Here is an 18397-nt window from a genome sequence, read left to right on the forward strand (position 1 = left end):
TTCCCTCTCTGGAGTATCCGTTTAAAGAGGGGGAATTTAAATTGAATTTTGTAATTGATAAAATAGATGGTTTACAAGTTGAATTTTCAAAACTTGTTTCCATGATGAATTACGCTCGTTATACAACAATGCAAGCGGTGGAAGGCTTAACAACTGAAGAACTTGATTATTTATATGATGATGAGGCAAATTCAATCGGCATGTTATTGTACCATATGGCCGCTATTGAATTTTACTACCAAATTCATACCTTTGAAGATCGTGAACCGACAGATGCTGAATTAAAACGGTGGTTACCTGCTGTTGAGTTAGGGGATCTTGGACGTGAGAAAATAAAAGGAAACTCCATAGAATTTTACATAAATACATTACAAGAAGTACGCTCCAAGACGATTGAAACTTTTCAATCGTTGCCTGATGAATGGCTATTTAAAACGACAGACTTTTGGTATGACAAACCAGCAAATAACTACTTTAAATGGTTTCACGTATTTGAAGATGAAATCAATCATCGCGGACAGATTCGTATGATTAAAAAGATGCAAAAAGCTCATTCAGTAAAGTAAGAAAGTGCCACCTTATCCGGTGGCACTTTCTTCTATTCATTAGCAAATATTATTTTATTTACTCACTATCATTACTTTTTTTATTCTTAGAAAAGATACGACTTTCAAAAGGTGTTTTTTGTCACTTAGCGAAATTATTTTAGGAGAGCAATTATTCAAAACGTTTATGAGAACCAAATAACTTCTACTAAAAAAGGGGACATAACTATGAATGAATTGATTTTCTTCTTATTAATTTGTCCATTACTTATCTTTATTGTTTCAATAATTGGAACACGTAGAACGAGAATGTATTACGTAATGCCAATTGTAACGTTTGCTAGTTTTTTAATAATAGGTGTTATCGCCTTTACTCCAAAATTTTTCTTTTGGGTTGGCATGTACAGCATCTTCTCATTTATCGTTTCTTATATGACTCTATTATTTGTGAGAGGATATGAAGTTGCAGAAAGCAATAAGTAATTATTAGTAAGGAGATTTTAATATAATTTTCTTTGATATCGATGGAACTCTACTTGATTATGACGCCGCTGAGAGAAATGGCATTTCACATTTCTTCCAGAAGTATAATGATATTTTTCTAGGAAACGAATTAGAGGCTACGAAACTGTGGCATGAATTATCCGAACAATATTTCAATAAATTTTTATCCAATCAATTATCCTTCCATGAGCAACAAGCATTGCGAATGTATCATTTATTTAAAGCATATGAAGTACATTTATCACTTAAGGAATCTATGCAAAGATTCAATCAATATATCGAACTGTATAAAATAAACTGGATTGCATTTGAAGATGTACTATATACATTACAATCCTTAAAGCAAAAAGGATATTCATTAGGTATCATTAGTAACGGCGATTATGAACAACAAATTGAAAAGTTGACCGCTTTAAATATTCTACAATATTTCAGCTATATTTTTACTTCTAGTAAAATCGGGATTTCAAAACCCGATCCAGCAATTTTTCAAATGGCCGGATTACAATCTAATTTTGAACTAAAAGATTGCTATTATATTGGCGATCGATTAGAAACAGATGCAATTAGTAGTACAATAGCTGGAATGCAAGGGATATGGTTAAATCGGGATAACTCGCAGCTCAAGTGCGATATTCCTACTATATGTTCTTTACATGAAATTTTAACAATGATATAAAAAAGACGACCGCGTTTCCCCCCGCGGTCGTCTTTTTTCGTGTTACGCTGTAACCCAAGCCTCGTCAGCTGGATTTTTACGCCACTCTTGTAATTTTTTCGTTTCAGCTTGTCCGATCATACCTTTTTCTGCTGCAACTTCAGTTAATGCACTGTAATCACTTAAAGAATATGATGCTACGTTTGCTGCTTCTAGTTTCTCTTTTCCTGACTCAAGCTCGTATGTGAAGATTGATACGATTCCTAATACTTCACAACCAGCTTCGCGAAGTGCTTCTACACATGTAATTGCACTACCACCAGTTGAAATTAAATCTTCTACTACAACTACTTTTTGACCTTTTTCAGCTTTTCCTTCGATTTGGTTCCCTTTACCGTGTCCTTTTGCTTTACTACGTACGTAGCACATTGGTAAATCCATACGATCGCTTACCCATGCAGCGTGCGCAATACCAGCAGTTGCTGTTCCTGCAATAATTTCTACAGTTGGGAAGTGCTCTTTAATTAACTCTTCTAATCCAGCTGCAATCGCTTGGCGTACTTTTGGATAAGATAAAGTTAAACGATTATCACAATAAATTGGTGATTTCATACCAGAAGACCAAGTGAATGGATCATTCGGTTGTAAAAATACTGCTCCAATTTCTAATAAATGCGACGCGATTTCTTTTTTCATACTGTTACACCTTCCCACTGTTGTTTTACTGTTTTATACGCTTCAAGCGGATTTTCTGCTTTTGTAATACTACGTCCAACTACGATGTAGCTTGAACCAAGTTCCCTCGCACGTTTCGGTGTTGCAACGCGCACTTGGTCATTCACATCATCACTTGCAAGACGAATCCCCGGTGTTACTGTTACAAATGTTTCCCCGCATACTTCACGTAATTTTGGTACTTCAAGTGTTGAACAAACAACTCCATCAAGTCCACTTTCTTTCGTTAATTTGGCATAATGAGCAACCGCTTCTTCTAACGTTTTCTCAATACCAATCTCTTTTTTCATCATAGCTTCCGAAGTGCTTGTTAGTTGTGTAACTGCAATACAAATCGGTCTCTCTTTTCCTTCTTGCTTACCTTCCTCTAATCCCTCGATCGCAGCTTTCATCATACTGCTTCCCCCAGCAGCATGAACATTTACCATATCAACATCTAGACTAGCTAGGCTGCGCATAGCGCTTTTTACTGTATTCGGAATATCATGAAGCTTTAAATCTAGAAAGATTTTATGTCCTTTTTCCTTTAAGTACGTAATAATTGCAGGTCCCTCTTTATAAAACAACTCCATACCAACTTTGACAAATAACTCTTCCCCTTCAAAGTGATGTAAAAATTGTTCTACCTCTTTCTTACCTGGAAAATCCAGTGCAACGATTAACGACTGTGACATGTTTGCTTCCAGCTCCTTCCTTGACATTCCGAAATGTGGTCAAATCCTAACTCATCTAGTAATGTAGGTAACTCTTCAATGATCGTTGGACAAACGAACGGATCAATAAAGTTCGCTGTCCCTACTGCAACTGCGCTTGCGCCAGCGTAGAAGAATTCAATTACATCTTCCGCAGTTTCAATACCACCCATTCCGATAATCGGAATGTTAACCGCTTGACTTACTTCATGTACCATACGAATTGCTACTGGCTTAATCGCAGGCCCTGATAGTCCGCCCGTACGGTTTGCTAAAATTGGTTTTGCAGTTTTTAAATCTAGACGCATACCAAGCAATGTATTAATCATCGTTAAACCGTCCGCACCTGCATTTTCAATTGCTTTTGCAATCTCCACAATGTTTGCCACGTTCGGTGACAATTTCACATATACCGGCACTTCAGAAACCTCTTTTACTCGCTTCGTTAAATCAGCAGCAATTTCAGGATTTGTACCAAAAGCGATACCACCCGTTTTTACGTTTGGACAAGAAATATTTAATTCTAGCGCATGAACATTTGGTGCTTTTGAGATTTCCTTCGCAACCGCTACGTAATCCTCAGCTTGTGAACCAGCAACATTTGCAATAATCGGAAGATCAAATTGCTCGAGAAAAGGTAATTCAGAATTCATTACCTTTTCTAATCCAGGATTTTGAAGCCCAATTGCATTTAGCATTCCACCTGGTGTTTCAGCAACACGAGGCGTTGGGTTTCCATAACGAGGCTGTTCCGTCGTCGCTTTAATCATAATTGATCCAAGTACACTTAAATCATAGAACTGTGCATACTCACGACCAAATCCGAAGCAACCAGATGCTGGAATGATTGGATTTTTTAATGATAACCCTGGTAATTCAACTTGCAATCTGTTCATAGTACAACCTCCCCGATTGGAAATACTGGTCCGTCGCTACACACCTTCTTGTAAGAATGTCCACTCGGATCTGCTTGCAAATGGCATACACATGCGAAACATGCTCCGATGCCACAGCCCATACGTTCTTCTAATGAAATGTAGGCTTTTCTCTCTTTATAGCGTCCTTCTAATGCACGAAGCATTGCTAAAGGTCCACATGAGTATAGAATGTCAAAGTCAATTCCATAGCTATCAATTACATCTGTTACAAACCCTTTCGTACCGTGCGTACCATCAACTGTTGCAACATACGTATCACCAAGCTCTGCGAATTTCTCTTCATAGAAGACAACATCTTTCGTTTGAAAACCTAAGATGTGAATAACGCGTACTCCCTTTGCTACAAGACGCTGCGACAATTCATATAGTGGTGGTACACCAATTCCCCCGCCTACTAATAAAGCCGTTTGTCCAGCTTCCGCTTCTTCTACAGGAAATCCATGACCAAGTGGTCCTAACACATCTACAAGTTCACCTTGTTTTCTTTTTGCTAATGTTTTTGTTCCTTGTCCTTCCGCACGATATAGCATTGTAAATTCGTTCTTGTCTTGATCGACATTACAAATACTAATTGGGCGGCGCAGAAGGGGCGTAATGCCCTCTGCTACCTTTATGTGTACAAACTGCCCTGGATCGTTCATTTGTTGCACCAGATCCCCTTGAAGCACTAATTCGTAAATGTTTTTTGCGATTTCTTTTTGGTTAACGACGATCATATTTTGCTTTTGCATCATGCATGTACCACCTCGTGACGCTTCGTTTGCGTAATTTCTTTCATTGAATGAGCTGAGAATGTCATAGATTCTAGTACTCTCAAGATTGCTCTCGTTGTATCAAGTGATGTTAAGCAAGCCACACCATTTTCTACTGATTCACGGCGAATGCGGAAACCATCACGCGCTGGTTGTTTTCCTTTTGTTAATGTATTGATTACAAACTGTGCTTTTCCTTGACGGATAATATCAAGTAAGTTGTATTCTTCAGAATCAATTTTATTTACAACTTGCACTGGAATATTTTGCTCTGCTAACGATTGTGCTGTTCCAGCTGTTGCTAATAAGTTATAGCCGATTTCGTGGAAACGTTTTGCAATTTCCATCGCTTCTTCTTTGTCTTTATCAGCTACAGTAATGATTACTGATCCGTGCGTTGGAATGTTAATTCCAGAAGCAACTAGCCCTTTGTATAATGCTTTTTCAAGCGTTAAGTCTTTACCCATTACTTCACCTGTTGATTTCATTTCAGGCCCTAATGTTGTATCAACTGAGCGTAGTTTCGCAAATGAGAATACTGGAGCTTTTACATACACTTCCTTCTCTTCTGGGTGATAGCCAGTTCCATATCCTTGTTCTACAAGGTTTTGACCTAAAATAACTTTCGTTGCAACATTCGCCATCGGTACGCCTGTAATTTTACTTAAGAATGGTACTGTACGGCTCGCACGTGGATTTACTTCAATTACATACACTTCATCTTTGAATACTACAAACTGGATATTTAGTAATCCAACAATGTTTAATCCTTTTCCAAGTGCAATTGTATGTTCAATAATTTGTTCTTTTAGTTTTTCAGATAAGCTTTGTGGTGGATATACTCCAATTGAATCCCCAGAGTGAACTCCAGCGCGTTCAATATGTTCCATAATACCTGGAATGAATACATTTTCACCGTCTGAAATTGCATCTACTTCAATTTCTTTACCAACCATGTAGCGGTCAATTAATACTGGGTGATCCGCATGAACTTTAACTGCGTTCTTCATATAGTGCAGCAATTCTTCTTGACGATATACAATTTCCATCGCACGTCCACCAAGTACGTAAGATGGTCTTACTAATACTGGGTAACCAATTTTGTCAGCGATTGCTACCGCTTGCTCTACAGTCGTTGCTGTTTTACCAACTGGTTGCGGGATACCAAGCTGCGTTAACGCTGCTTCAAACTTATCACGATCTTCTGCACGGTCTAAATCTTCAAGTGATGTTCCTAAGATTTTCACACCGTGTTCTTCTAATTTAGCAGCTAAGTTAATTGCCGTTTGTCCACCGAATTGGACGATAACACCTTCTGGCTTTTCTAAATCGATAATGTGCATTACATCTTCGATTGTTAGTGGTTCAAAGTATAATTTGTCAGAAATACTGAAGTCTGTTGAAACTGTTTCTGGGTTGTTATTAACAATGATTGCCTCATATCCAGCTTCTTTAATTGCCCATACAGAGTGAACTGTTGCATAGTCAAACTCAACACCTTGACCAATACGGATTGGACCAGATCCTAGTACAACTACACTCTTACGATCTGTTACAATCGATTCATTCTCGTCACCATATGTGCTGTAGTAGTATGGTGTTGCAGATTCAAACTCTGCCGCACAAGTATCTACCATTTTATAAACAGGCGTCATATTGCTTTCTTTACGCATATCGTAAATTTCACGCTCTGTTTTGTTCCAAGCAGCTGCGATGTAATGGTCACTGAAGCCCATTTCTTTCGCAGATTGTAATACTTCCATATTTTCTACATTTTCTTTTACTTTGCGTTCCATGTTTACGATGTTTTCAACTTTTTGTAAGAAGAAGAAGTCCATTTCACACCATTCGTTGATTTCTTCTTTCGTTACACCTTGACGAATTGCTTCTGCTACAATAAACAGTCTCTCATCATCGGCTTTAATAATGCGTTTTTTCATTGTTTCTTTGTCAAGTTCTTTTAAGTGATCTAATTCTAAGTGATAGATACCAAGTTCTAAAGAACGAACCGCTTTTAATAATGATTGTTCTAAGTTACGTCCGATTGACATAACTTCACCCGTTGCCTTCATCTGTGTACCAAGTGTTCTGTTTGCTGATTCAAACTTATCAAATGGCCAACGTGGAATTTTTGAAACAACATAGTCTAATGCTGGCTCGAAGCAAGCGTATGTTTTTTGCGTTACTGGGTTTACAATTTCATCTAATGTTAAGCCGACTGCAATTTTCGCCGCTAGCTTCGCAATTGGATATCCAGTTGCTTTAGATGCTAGTGCAGACGAACGACTTACACGCGGGTTTACTTCGATTACATAGTATTGGAAGCTATGTGGATCAAGTGCAAGCTGAACGTTACATCCACCTTCAATTCCTAATGCGCGAATAATTCTTAATGAAGTATTTCGTAACATTTGATACTCACGGTCACTTAATGTTTGGCTCGGTGCTACAACGATAGAATCACCTGTGTGAACCCCAACTGGATCGATATTTTCCATATTACATACTACAATCGCGTTATCATTCGAATCACGCATTACTTCATATTCAATTTCCTTACAACCAGCAATGCTCTTTTCTAATAAACATTGTGTTACTGGACTATGTTTTAATCCACCTGATACGATTTCAATTAGTTCTTCTTCATTACTACAGATTCCGCCACCTGTTCCCCCCATTGTAAATGCTGGGCGAACAATAACTGGATAACCAATTTCTTTTACAAATTCATGTGCTTCTTCTAGCGTATGAATAATGGTGCTAGATGGAATTGGTTCATTTAATTCCTGCATTAATGTACGGAATAAATCACGATCCTCCGCTTGCTCGATTGCTGATAATTTTGTTCCTAAAATTTCAACTCCGCACTCTTCAAGTATGCCTGATTTCGCAAGTTCAACAGCCATATTCAACCCTGTTTGACCACCTAATGTTGGTAGGATTGCATCTGGACGTTCTTTACGAATGATACGGCTTACGAATTCTAATGTTAATGGTTCTATATATACTTTATCTGCTGTTGCAGTATCTGTCATAATTGTTGCTGGGTTAGAGTTAACAAGGATTACTTTGTAACCTTCTTCTCTAAGAGATTGACAAGCTTGTGTACCAGAGTAATCAAACTCTGCTGCTTGCCCAATTACAATTGGTCCTGATCCGATTACTAAAATTGTGTTAATGTCTAGGCGTTTTGGCATAACTCTTCCCCTTCTTTCTTGAAGTTTTCAATCATTGCTAAGAAATCTTCGAATAAATCATTTGCATCTTCTGGTCCTGCTGAAGCTTCTGGATGGTATTGTACTGTAAATGCAGGGAACTTCTTATGACGAAGACCCTCTACTGTTCCGTCGTTTAAAGCAACATGCGTAATTTCAAGATCTGTATTTTTAACTGACTCTTCTTCTACTGCGTAACCATGGTTTTGAGATGTAATTGCTACTTTTCCAGTTGCAAGGTGTTTTACTGGGTGATTTAAACCACGGTGACCGAATTTCAACTTACTTGTATTCGCACCAGATGCTAGAGCGAATAATTGATGTCCTAGGCAAATCCCGAATAAAGGAACTTTACCTATGATTTCTTTTAACATTTCAATTGCTTCTGGTACATCTTTTGGATCCCCAGGTCCGTTACTTAACATAATTCCATCTGGGCTAAGGCGTAAAATCTCTTCTGCTGTTGTATTGTAAGGTACTACAATTACATCACAGTCACGCTTATTTAATTCTCGTAAAATACCATGTTTCATTCCGAAGTCTACAAGTACAACTCGGTGTCCACGGCCTGGACTTGGGTATGGATCTTTCGTTGATACGCGTTTCACATGATCTGTAAATACTGTCGCTTTTAATTGGCTCACGATGTATTCTACATCTGCATCCATGTTACATAGACGTCCACGTAATGTACCGTATTGACGAATTTTTCTCGTTAATTTTCTCGTATCAATTCCTGCTAACCCTGGGATGTTTCTTTCTTTTAAGTAATCATTTAACGAAATTTCATTACGGAAGTTTGATGGGTGATCACAAATTTCGTTTACGATTAAACCATTTACAGATGGGTGAATCGATTCGAAATCGTCACGGTTGATGCCGTAGTTTCCGATTAATGGGTACGTGAATGTTACGATTTGACCGCAATATGATGGATCAGATAATGTTTCTTGATATCCAGTCATTCCTGTTGTAAATACAACCTCACCTGACTTTTCGATTTCTCCTCCGAAACCTTTTCCAATTAATACTGTTCCATCTTCTAAGATAAGTTGTCTTTTCATACTAATGCACTCTCCTTTTGCCATGCGATCTTACCACCAACGATTGTCATTACCGGCCATCCTTGGCATTTCCAACCTGCGAATGGTGTATTTTTTCCTTTTGATAAGAATGTTGTTGGATCAATCTCTTCTTCTTGTTCTAAATCAATAATTGTAATATCAGCTGTTCTACCTTCTTTCAGGCGACCTGCTTCTAAGCCGAATGTATCAGCTGGCTTTTCTGTTAAGAATTGAATTAACTGCTCTAATGTAATAATTCCTTTTTTCACAAGGTTTGTGTATAGCAGTGGGAATGCTGTTTCAAAACCAGTAATTCCGAATGGTGCTCTTTCAATTCCTTGTGCTTTCTCTTCCGCTGTATGCGGTGCATGATCAGTTGCGATCATATCAATCGTTCCATCTAATAAACCTTCAATTAGTGCTGCGTGATCTTCTTTTCCACGAAGCGGTGGGTTCATTTTAAAGTTAGGATCAGCTGATGGGATATCATCTTCACATAACACTAGGTGATGAGGTGTTACTTCTGCTGTTACTTTAATTCCAGCGCGCTTTGCATCACGGATTACGCGTACAGAGCCTTTCGTACTTACGTGACATACGTGATAGTGACAATCTGCCGCTTCAGCAAGCAGTATATCCCTTGCAATATGTACAGATTCACATACTGATGGGATACCGTTTAATCCGTGTTTCTCAGAAAACTTCCCTTCATGTACACAACCTTTATTAATAAGAGTATTCTCTTCACAGTGCGCAACTACTGCCATATTTAATTTCGCTGCACGCTTCATAGCAGCCAACATCATGCTAGCATCTTGTACGCCTACACCGTCATCAGTGAAAGCAAATGCTCCAAGTTCTTTTAATGTTTCGAAATCTGTCATTTCAGAACCCGCTTGACGTACTGTAATTGCTCCGTATGGTAGTACGTTGACATGCGCTTTTTCTTTAATACGATTTTGCAAGTCTTCCATATGTTCTCTGCAATCTGGTACTGGGCGTGTATTTGGCATTGCACAAATTGTAGTGAATCCACCTTTTGCCGCTGCTAGTGTACCTGTTTCAATTGTTTCTTTATGTTCACCACCTGGTTCACGAAGATGTACGTGTACATCTACTAATCCAGGTGCGATTAACTTTCCGTTCACATCGATTACTTCAGCATTATCTGCCGTAATATTTTCTGCCACCTTAGCGATTTTACCGTCTTGTACGAGAAGATCTGTTGCTACGATTTTTCCTTCTTCATTCATATAACGACCATTTTTAAACAAGTAATTCATGTTTCATTCCTCCTAATACATTTGGTAAGGCGCGTTTTAGTACAGCCATTCTTACGTAAACTCCATTTTCCATTTGTTTAAATATGCGTGAACGCTCACACTCAACAAGTTCACTTGCAATTTCAACATCACGGTTTACAGGAGCTGGATGCATAATAATGCTTCCTTCTTTCATACGCTTTTCTCTTTCTACTGTTAATCCGTGTTTCTCATGATACTCTTTCATAATGTCTGTTTCATAATGATCATGACGCTCATGTTGTACACGAAGTAACATCATTACATCCACTTCTGGAACTAGTTCATCTAATGGTTTGTATGTTCCAAATGTGTTGTCTTCATCTTTCCACTCTTCTGGACTTGCAAAGTAAATTGTTGCACCCAGCTTTGTTAATGCTTCTGCATTAGAACGTGCTACTCGGCTATGACGAACATCTCCTACTATTGCAATCTTCAAACCTTCAAATCTTCCAAACTCTTGTTTAATTGTAAGAAGGTCGAGTAGGCACTGCGTTGGGTGGTTTCCACATCCATCTCCAGCGTTTAAGATCGGGATATTCACCTGATCTTTTAGCTCATCGAAGTAGCGATCTTGCTCATGGCGGATGACCACCGCTTTTGTTCCGATTGATTCTAGTGTTCTTATCGTATCGTATAAAGTTTCTCCTTTTTGTACGCTAGATGCATCAGCTGAAAAGTTTAAAACATCAAGTCCTAATCTCTTCTCAGCAACTTCAAAGCTAAATCTCGTTCTCGTACTATTCTCAAAGAACAAGTTCGCAACAAAAGTTTGCTCTGTCGTTTTGCTCTCTTTCCCATTCGCAAAATCTTCTGCGTCTTTTAGGATTTCTGAAATTTCTACTTCCGATAATTCACTCATCGTTAACAAATGGCTCATCGTCATCCCTCATCTTTCTGATTTTTATGTTACCACTTTTGTATTTTTATAACAACCTTTGCATAAAAATACCCTAGTCGTGTAAGACTAGGGTGCAAGAAAGAAGCCACCCTTTCCGGTCTCACAGGACTGAATTAAAAGGTTATTATTATGAAGCAATCTGCTTAGATTGTTTTATTTGTTTCGTTTCCGGTAGTAGTAGATTTAACAGTACGCCTACAATTGCTGCTAGTGCCATTCCTTCTACTTGGAACGATTCTCCTACGTGAAGTACCGCTCCACCAATACCGATTACTAGTATTACTGATGCAATCATTAAGTTTCGTTTGTCACTTAAGTCTGTTTTATCATCTACCATCATACGTAATCCACTTGATGCGATTACACCGAATAGTAAGATTGATACACCACCCATAACTGGTGTTGGGATCGAATGAATCAGTGCAGAAATCTTACCGATAAATCCGAACATGATTGCGAACACTGCTGAGCCGATGAATAAGTATACACTGTATGCTCTCGTAATTGCTAGCACACCGATGTTTTCACCGTATGTTGTATTCGGTGGTCCACCTATTAGTGATGCGATCAATGTTGCTATACCATCACCGAAGATTGAACGGTGTAAGCCTGGTTTTTCAATTAAATCTCTTTTAATAACATTTCCAAGTACAATTTGATGTCCGATATGTTCTGAAATTGTTACTAGTGCAACTGGTACCATTAAAAGTACAATCTTCCATGAAAACTCTGGAGTGTATGTTACAAACGGTACTGTAAAATCTGGTACAACAAACCATTTTGCCTCAGCTACCGGCTTTAAGTCTACTAGCCCTTGGAAGTAAGCGAAGATATATCCGCCGATAATGCCAAGTAACACTGGTATGATACTGAAAAATCCTCTTCCGAATATAGAGCAGATAATTGTAATCGCTAATGTTACTAGCGCTACTGAAAAGTGTGTAAAGCTATACTTACCATCCGCACCGTTCATCGCCATATTAACTGCTGTATGTGCTAAAGCTAAACCGATTACCATTACGACTGGTCCAACTACGATTGGCGGAAGTAATTTCATAATCCACTCTGACCCAGATTTCTTAATTCCGATTGAGATTAAGATGTACACAAGTCCCGCTAGCAAACCACCAAGCATTGCTGCTCCAGGTCCACCTGCTGTTTTTGCTGTAATAATTGGTGCAATAAAGGCGAATGATGATCCTAAATATGCTGGTACTTGACCTTTCGTTATAAGAAGAAACGCTAGCGTTCCTAATCCACTTGATATTAAAGCTACTGATGGATTCAGTCCTGTTAAAAACGGAACAAGCACTGTTGATCCAAACATCGCGAACAAATGTTGTATACTTAATAATAACCATTTTCCCGGTTTCGGTACTTCATGAATGTCTAACACTGGCTTTTGTTCCATTGTTACATCCTCCTTCAGTTATAATCTTTGCAATAAAAAAACTCTTTGTGCCTGTGCACAAAGAGTCCTATACTTTCGTATGCCAAATTTGACATATGAAAGCCAAGACCCTTTGGCAGCCTCACAGGACTACATTTAAAAGGGCTTTACTTATCGTATATGCTTACTCGATCTTGTTGATCTGTCTCTTGCAAATCAACTTCGATACGCTCTTCACTAGATGTTGGAATGTTTTTTCCTACATAATCAGCGCGAATTGGTAATTCACGATGTCCTCTATCAACAAGTACAGCCAGTTGGATTTGCGATGGTCTACCTAAATCCATAAGAGCATCCATTGCTGCTCGAACTGTTCTTCCTGTATATAATACATCATCCACAAGGATAACTTTTTTCTTCGTAATATCTACAGGGATATCAGAACCTTTTACAAGTGGTTCTTTATTTTTCGATTGTAGTGTTAAATCATCACGATATAACGTAATATCTAACTCTCCTACTTCCATCTCTTTTCCTTCAATTTGACCAATTCGTTCTGCCAAACGTTGTGCAATAAAAATTCCACGTGTTTTAATTCCGACAAGAACACAATTATCGACACCTTTATTTCGTTCCACGATTTCATGACTAATTCGTGTTAAAGCGCGGCGAATCATTTGGTCATCTAAAACGACAGCTTTCTCTTGCATGCTCTACACCTCCAAGCTTTTTTTCTTGCGTGAGAGTAATGGTATAAAAAAAGTCCTCTCAGCGTGTGCGAGAGGACTTTTGAAAAAAGGGTACAGCATACCCTAAGTATTTCAAACCGTTACCTTCTCAACCTCACGGGGCTGTGTTAAAGGATCATTATTTAACTGTTGTCAGTATCTCAGTTTTCTTATGATTTGTCAATACTATTTTCGTAAAATATTTAGTGTTTCTTCAAACACTTTTGGAATCGGTGCCTCAAACTCAATATATTCACCAGTACGAGGGTGTTCGAAACCTAAAATACCTGCGTGAAGTGCTTGCCCATTCATATCTAATGTTTTCTTCGGACCATACTTTGGATCCCCTGCAAGTGGATAACCAATATATTTCATATGCACACGAATTTGGTGCGTACGTCCCGTTTCTAAGCGGCATTCTACAAGTGTGAAATCTTTAAATCGCTCTAACACTTGGAAATGCGTAACAGCGTTCTTACCATTTTCATCAACTGTCATACTTTGACGTTCTTTCTTATCGCGACCAATTGGAGCATCAATTGTCCCTTTATCATGTGGAATTACACCGTGTACAATCGCTTTATAACGTCTCGTTACCGTTTTTGCTACAAGTTGATTTACAAGTGATTCGTGCGCCATATCATTTTTCGCAACCATTAACAGTCCAGATGTATCTTTATCAATACGATGTACGATACCTGGACGCATTACACCATTAATACCTGATAAATCTGTACAATGATGCATAAGTCCGTTTACAAGCGTGCCGCTTGTGTGCCCTGGTGCTGGATGCACAACCATGCCACGTGGCTTATTTACAACGAGTACATCTGCATCTTCATAATAAATTTCTAAATTCATATCTTCCGGTTGAATATCTAACTCTTCTGGCTCAGGAATCGTCACTGTAATTTCATCATTTTCTTTTACTTTATAATTCCCTTTAACTGCTTTCCCATTAACTGTCACAACAGCATCTTTAATCCATTGCTGTACTTGTGAACGTGACCATTCACTGTTTATTTCTGCAACGAATTTATCAATTCGCTCGCTTTTTTGTTCTTCTGCAACTGTTACTTGTACTACTTCACTCATTCAATTACTCCTTCGTTTTCTTGCCTTCTAATAATGTTTGAATAATAATTAATACAACACCAATACATAATGCTGAATCAGCTATATTGAATACTGGATAGTTGTACGAGAAAATATACACGTGAATGAAATCCACTACTTCTTGTCTAAATACACGATCAATGAAATTACCAATTGCTCCGCCTAATATTAGACCTAATGAAATCCCTAGAAGTTTGTCTGTTTTCGCATATTTTTTCATATAAATTACGATAAATGCTACAAAAACGACTGTAATAATGTAGAAGAACCACATTTTATCTTCTAAAATCCCCCAGGCAGCTCCTCTATTTCGATGTGATGTTATGTATAATACATTATCGATAATCGGAATGCTCGTACCCAATTCCATGTTCTTTACAATTAGCCATTTCGATATTTGATCGATGGCAATGACAAATAACGCTATTACATAATATATCATTTTCATTTCCCCCACAAAGACAGTGTACCTCAAAATTTTAGCATAGCTGCAACCTTTTCACAATGAACCTTTATAGAAGAATAAAATAAATTAAAAAAAGGTAATATAATATCGTTGTGCACATTCATACATTTACTTTTTCATAGAAAAATTCATGAATCGTACGGGCAGTCGGCATCGTTTTCATTTGTTTTACCGAAATTACTCTCCCAGTTTCTTCACAAATAGCGTACATATCTATTTCCATTTTAAACAATGCACGTTCTACATCTTTTAAATCCTCTTTTATATCATGTAATAGCAATTTTTTCTTTGTCTCTTCCTTTATTTCATATCCAAGTTCTTGCCCAAATTCCATATAATATGTGTGCATTACTTCTTTAGCCAATCTCTCTTGCAACTCTTTTCTCATCAATTGTAATTCTTCTTTTATTTCCATATAAATTTCATTCACGTGTACATTCCTCCCAGCTGCAATGTACGATTAGTGTGTCCGAAATTTCTATGCTTACCTCACACACATTTTTCCTTCATAGGAAAGAGAGTGAAAGTTATTTTAATATATCATCAATAAAAAAACTGACTGCACTTACGCACAGTCAGTTTTTTTATTATTTTACATAGTTTTCTTTAACAACTGTTGCACAACGCTCACATAATGTTTCATGTTCAGCATCTTTACCAATTGTTTCTGAAACTACCCAACAACGTTCACATGTTTCACCAGTTGCTTGAGCAACAACAACCGCTGTATGCTCATACTTCGGTGCATCTGCTGGCGCTTCTTCCATCATGCCACCAAGTTTATACTCAGAAACGATGAATAATTGCTTTAAATCTTCGCTAATAGACTCTAACATAGTTTTCATTTCTGCAGTTGGATATAGCGTAATACTTGCATTTAATGACTTACCGATTACTTTTTCATTACGAGCTACTTCTAACGCTTTTAATACGTCATCACGTAACGTCATAAACGCATCCCATTTTGTTTTTAACGCTTCAGCACCATCTACTTCTACAACTTCTGGCATATTAGTTAACTGTACGCTTTCTTCTTCTGCACCAGGAACATATGGCCATACTTCATCAGCTGTATGAGGTAAGATTGGCGTTACCAGTTTTGTTAATGCAACAAGAACATCATATAGCACTGTTTGAATCGCACGACGATCGTGGTGATTTGCACCTTCAATGTATAAAATGTCTTTCGCAAAATCTAAATAGAATGAGCTTAAATCAATTGTACAGAAGTTATGAATTGCATGATATACTGCCGCAAAGTCATATGCTTCATACGCTTCTTTTACTTTTGTAATTAAGTCATTTAATTTTACTAGCATGTAACGGTCCACTTCACGAAGCTCAGCTGCCGCCACTGTATTTTCACTCGGATTAAAGTCATCTAAGTTACCTAATAAGAAACGGAATGTATTACGGATTTTACGATACACTTCTGCTACTTGTTTTAAAATATCATCTGAAATACGTACGTCAGATTGATAGTCAACAGAAGATACCCATAAGCGTAAAATATCTCCACCTAATTGATCCATAATTTTCTTCGGTACGACGATGTTTCCGATCGACTTACTCATTTTACGTCCTTCACCATCTAATACGAAACCATGACTTAGTACGCCTTTATATGGAGCTTTACCTGTTACAGCAACCGCTGTTGATAATGAAGAGTTAAACCAACCACGATACTGGTCAGATCCTTCTAAATATAAATCAGCTGGACGTTGTAAGTCTTCGCGCTCTTCTAATACCGCTTGGTGAGAAGAACCTGAATCGAACCATACATCCATAATGTCTGTTTCTTTACGGAATTCACCATTTGGGCTACCTGGATGTGTAAATCCTTCTGGTAATAGATCTTTCGCTTCACGCTCGAACCATACGTTAGAACCGTGTTCACGGAATAAATCTGCTACGTGGTTAATTGTTTCATCCGTAATAATTGGATCACCATTCTCTGCATAGAATACAGGAATTGGCACACCCCATGCACGCTGACGAGAAATACACCAGTCACCACGGTCACGAACCATATTATGAAGACGAGTTTCTCCCCATGCTGGTACCCATTTTGTTTCCGCAACAGCTTCTAATAACTCTTTACGGAATGCTTCAATAGATGCAAACCACTGTGCTGTCGCACGGAAAATAATTGGTTTTTTCGTTCTCCAATCATGTGGATATGAATGCGTAATGAATGTTAGTTTCAGTAACGCGCCTACTTCTTCTAATTTTTCTGTAATTGGCTTGTTAGCTTTATCATAGAATAAGCCTTCAAATCCAGGTGCTTCATTTGTTAATACACCTTTATCATCAACTGGGCAAAGTACTTCTAATCCATACTTTTTACCAACAACGAAGTCATCTTCCCCGTGTCCTGGTGCTGTATGAACACAACCTGTACCTGCATCTGTTGTTACGTGATCTCCTAGCATAACTAATGAATCACGATCGTAGAATGGATGTTTTGCAACTGTATACTCAAGTTCGCTACCTTTTACCGTTTTCACAACTTCAGCATTTTCCCACTCTAACGTTTTTACAACTGTCTCAAATAGTTCAGAAGCAATGATATATTTTTCATCATTTACTTTTACAATGCTGTATTCAAGTTCTGGGTGAACAGAAATACCTAAGTTTGCAGGTAACGTCCAAGGTGTTGTTGTCCAGATAATGAATTTTTCGTCGCCTTCTAATACGTTCTTTCCGTCTTTTACAGGGAATGCTACGTAAATAGATGCTGATTTTTTATCTTGATATTCAATTTCAGCTTCTGCTAAAGCTGATTCACTCGTTGGAGACCAATAAACTGGTTTTTGTCCTTTATAGATATAACCTTTTTTCGCCATATCACCAAACACTTTAATTTGTTGTGCTTCATAAGCTGGCTCTAAAGTAATGTATGGATTGTCCCAATCTGCACGTACACCTAGACGCTTAAATTGTTCACGTTGACGTTCTACTTGTTCATATGCATACTCTGCACATAACTTACGGAACTCAGCAACTGTCATTTCTTTACGCTTTACACCTTTATTCGTTAAAGCTTGTTCAATTGGTAAACCGTGTGTATCCCAACCTGGTACATACGGTGCACAGTATCCTGTCATTGATTTAAAGCGAACGATAAAGTCTTTTAACACTTTATTCAACGCGTGTCCCATATGAATGTCACCATTCGCATATGGAGGTCCATCATGCAGTACAAATAAAGGACGACCCTTTGTATGCTCTTGCACTTTTTCATAAATGTTCATTTCAGCCCATTTTTCTTGCATTGCAGGCTCACGTTTTGGTAAATTCCCACGCATAGGGAATTCTGTTTTTGGCATTAGTAATGTATTTTTGTACTCCATGCTCAATTCCTCCTTGAATGTATAAAAGAAAGACCTTAA

17 protein-coding genes are annotated in these 18397 nt (G+C 38.0%); 3 read left to right on the top strand and 14 right to left on the bottom strand.

The features are described 5' to 3' along the window. The first annotated feature begins 41 nt into the window (after nucleotides 1–41). The 3 genes from MR109_RS02025 to MR109_RS02035 all read left to right on the top strand — a co-directional run bounded on the left by MR109_RS02025 (nucleotide 42) and on the right by MR109_RS02035 (nucleotide 1728). Nucleotides 42–566 (top strand): DinB family protein, encoded by a 525-nt coding sequence (locus tag MR109_RS02025; protein ID WP_071718835.1) that lies wholly within the window; start codon nucleotides 42–44, stop codon nucleotides 564–566. Between the two features lie 207 nt (nucleotides 567–773). Continuing rightward, the gene (locus MR109_RS02030) at nucleotides 774–1028 is read left to right on the top strand and encodes a YbeF family protein (protein ID WP_025148304.1); all 255 of its coding nucleotides are present in this window, start codon (nucleotides 774–776) and stop codon (nucleotides 1026–1028) included. 22 nt (nucleotides 1029–1050) lie between these two features. Further along, nucleotides 1051–1728, top strand: coding sequence for an HAD family hydrolase (locus MR109_RS02035; protein WP_242271214.1), 678 nt, complete (start codon nucleotides 1051–1053; stop codon nucleotides 1726–1728). A 42-nt stretch (nucleotides 1729–1770) separates the two neighbouring features. On the opposite strand, the gene pyrE is transcribed toward MR109_RS02035, so the two are convergent. The 14 genes from pyrE to ileS2 form a co-directional block, all read right to left on the bottom strand. Continuing rightward, complete coding sequence (gene pyrE / locus MR109_RS02040) at nucleotides 1771–2403, bottom strand: orotate phosphoribosyltransferase (protein WP_242270781.1); 633 nt, start codon at nucleotides 2401–2403, stop codon at nucleotides 1771–1773. Next, entirely contained in the window at nucleotides 2400–3116 is a 717-nt protein-coding gene (gene pyrF, locus MR109_RS02045; RefSeq protein WP_002173136.1) for an orotidine-5'-phosphate decarboxylase, read from the bottom strand. Before pyrF ends, pyrE begins: the two co-directional genes overlap by 4 nt. Continuing rightward, a complete protein-coding gene (gene pyrD, locus MR109_RS02050; RefSeq protein WP_071718827.1) occupies nucleotides 3101–4030 on the bottom strand; it encodes a dihydroorotate oxidase B catalytic subunit in 930 nt (309 codons plus the stop codon). The genes pyrF and pyrD overlap by 16 nt, the downstream gene beginning before the upstream one ends. After that, entirely contained in the window at nucleotides 4027–4806 is a 780-nt protein-coding gene (gene pyrK, locus MR109_RS02055; RefSeq protein ID WP_002173137.1) for a dihydroorotate oxidase B electron transfer subunit, read from the bottom strand. Before pyrK ends, pyrD begins: the two co-directional genes overlap by 4 nt. After that, on the bottom strand, nucleotides 4803–8021 hold the full coding sequence (carB, locus tag MR109_RS02060; RefSeq protein WP_242270783.1) for a carbamoyl-phosphate synthase large subunit: 3219 nt from the start codon (nucleotides 8019–8021) through the stop codon (nucleotides 4803–4805). The genes pyrK and carB overlap by 4 nt, the downstream gene beginning before the upstream one ends. Beyond that, nucleotides 8006–9103 (bottom strand): carbamoyl phosphate synthase small subunit, encoded by a 1098-nt coding sequence (locus MR109_RS02065; RefSeq protein WP_242270785.1) that lies wholly within the window; start codon nucleotides 9101–9103, stop codon nucleotides 8006–8008. Before MR109_RS02065 ends, carB begins: the two co-directional genes overlap by 16 nt. Then, a complete protein-coding gene (pyrC, locus tag MR109_RS02070) occupies nucleotides 9100–10386 on the bottom strand; it encodes a dihydroorotase (protein ID WP_001108374.1) in 1287 nt (428 codons plus the stop codon). The genes MR109_RS02065 and pyrC overlap by 4 nt, the downstream gene beginning before the upstream one ends. Continuing rightward, nucleotides 10370–11284 (bottom strand): aspartate carbamoyltransferase, encoded by a 915-nt coding sequence (gene pyrB / locus MR109_RS02075; RefSeq protein ID WP_000018850.1) that lies wholly within the window; start codon nucleotides 11282–11284, stop codon nucleotides 10370–10372. Before pyrB ends, pyrC begins: the two co-directional genes overlap by 17 nt. A gap of 148 nt (nucleotides 11285–11432) precedes the next feature. After that, a complete protein-coding gene (gene uraA, locus MR109_RS02080) occupies nucleotides 11433–12716 on the bottom strand; it encodes a uracil permease (RefSeq protein WP_242270787.1) in 1284 nt (427 codons plus the stop codon). A 146-nt stretch (nucleotides 12717–12862) separates the two neighbouring features. Next, on the bottom strand, nucleotides 12863–13405 hold the full coding sequence (pyrR, locus tag MR109_RS02085) for a bifunctional pyrimidine operon transcriptional regulator/uracil phosphoribosyltransferase (protein ID WP_001156491.1): 543 nt from the start codon (nucleotides 13403–13405) through the stop codon (nucleotides 12863–12865). A 204-nt stretch (nucleotides 13406–13609) separates the two neighbouring features. Beyond that, nucleotides 13610–14518 (bottom strand): RluA family pseudouridine synthase, encoded by a 909-nt coding sequence (locus MR109_RS02090; protein ID WP_242270788.1) that lies wholly within the window; start codon nucleotides 14516–14518, stop codon nucleotides 13610–13612. A 4-nt stretch (nucleotides 14519–14522) separates the two neighbouring features. Further along, the gene (gene lspA, locus MR109_RS02095) at nucleotides 14523–14981 is read right to left on the bottom strand and encodes a lipoprotein signal peptidase LspA (protein WP_048373978.1); all 459 of its coding nucleotides are present in this window, start codon (nucleotides 14979–14981) and stop codon (nucleotides 14523–14525) included. A 124-nt stretch (nucleotides 14982–15105) separates the two neighbouring features. Further along, the gene (locus MR109_RS02100) at nucleotides 15106–15435 is read right to left on the bottom strand and encodes a TraR/DksA C4-type zinc finger protein (RefSeq protein ID WP_071718822.1); all 330 of its coding nucleotides are present in this window, start codon (nucleotides 15433–15435) and stop codon (nucleotides 15106–15108) included. A gap of 157 nt (nucleotides 15436–15592) precedes the next feature. Next, a complete protein-coding gene (ileS2, locus tag MR109_RS02105) occupies nucleotides 15593–18358 on the bottom strand; it encodes an isoleucine--tRNA ligase (protein WP_242270790.1) in 2766 nt (921 codons plus the stop codon). Between the last annotated feature and the right edge of the window lie 39 nt (nucleotides 18359–18397).

Source organism: Bacillus cereus group sp. BfR-BA-01310, from assembly GCF_022664325.1.
Classification (GTDB): Bacteria; Bacillota; Bacilli; order Bacillales; family Bacillaceae_G; genus Bacillus_A; species Bacillus_A paramycoides.

Excerpts from the sequence above, each read along its gene's own strand:
- MR109_RS02030 (WP_025148304.1), top strand. The coding sequence starts at position 774 with ATGAATGAATTGATTTTCTTCTTATTAATTTGTCCATTACTTATCTTT.
- pyrE (WP_242270781.1), bottom strand. The coding sequence starts at position 2,403 with ATGAAAAAAGAAATCGCGTCGCATTTATTAGAAATTGGAGCAGTATTT.
- pyrF (WP_002173136.1), bottom strand. The coding sequence starts at position 3,116 with ATGTCACAGTCGTTAATCGTTGCACTGGATTTTCCAGGTAAGAAAGAG.
- pyrD (WP_071718827.1), bottom strand. The coding sequence starts at position 4,030 with ATGAACAGATTGCAAGTTGAATTACCAGGGTTATCATTAAAAAATCCA.
- pyrK (WP_002173137.1), bottom strand. The coding sequence starts at position 4,806 with ATGATGCAAAAGCAAAATATGATCGTCGTTAACCAAAAAGAAATCGCA.
- carB (WP_242270783.1), bottom strand. The coding sequence starts at position 8,021 with ATGCCAAAACGCCTAGACATTAACACAATTTTAGTAATCGGATCAGGA.
- MR109_RS02065 (WP_242270785.1), bottom strand. The coding sequence starts at position 9,103 with ATGAAAAGACAACTTATCTTAGAAGATGGAACAGTATTAATTGGAAAA.
- pyrC (WP_001108374.1), bottom strand. The coding sequence starts at position 10,386 with ATGAATTACTTGTTTAAAAATGGTCGTTATATGAATGAAGAAGGAAAA.
- pyrB (WP_000018850.1), bottom strand. The coding sequence starts at position 11,284 with ATGAGCCATTTGTTAACGATGAGTGAATTATCGGAAGTAGAAATTTCA.
- uraA (WP_242270787.1), bottom strand. The coding sequence starts at position 12,716 with ATGGAACAAAAGCCAGTGTTAGACATTCATGAAGTACCGAAACCGGGA.
- pyrR (WP_001156491.1), bottom strand. The coding sequence starts at position 13,405 with ATGCAAGAGAAAGCTGTCGTTTTAGATGACCAAATGATTCGCCGCGCT.
- MR109_RS02090 (WP_242270788.1), bottom strand. The coding sequence starts at position 14,518 with ATGAGTGAAGTAGTACAAGTAACAGTTGCAGAAGAACAAAAAAGCGAG.
- lspA (WP_048373978.1), bottom strand. The coding sequence starts at position 14,981 with ATGATATATTATGTAATAGCGTTATTTGTCATTGCCATCGATCAAATA.
- ileS2 (WP_242270790.1), bottom strand. The coding sequence starts at position 18,358 with ATGGAGTACAAAAATACATTACTAATGCCAAAAACAGAATTCCCTATG.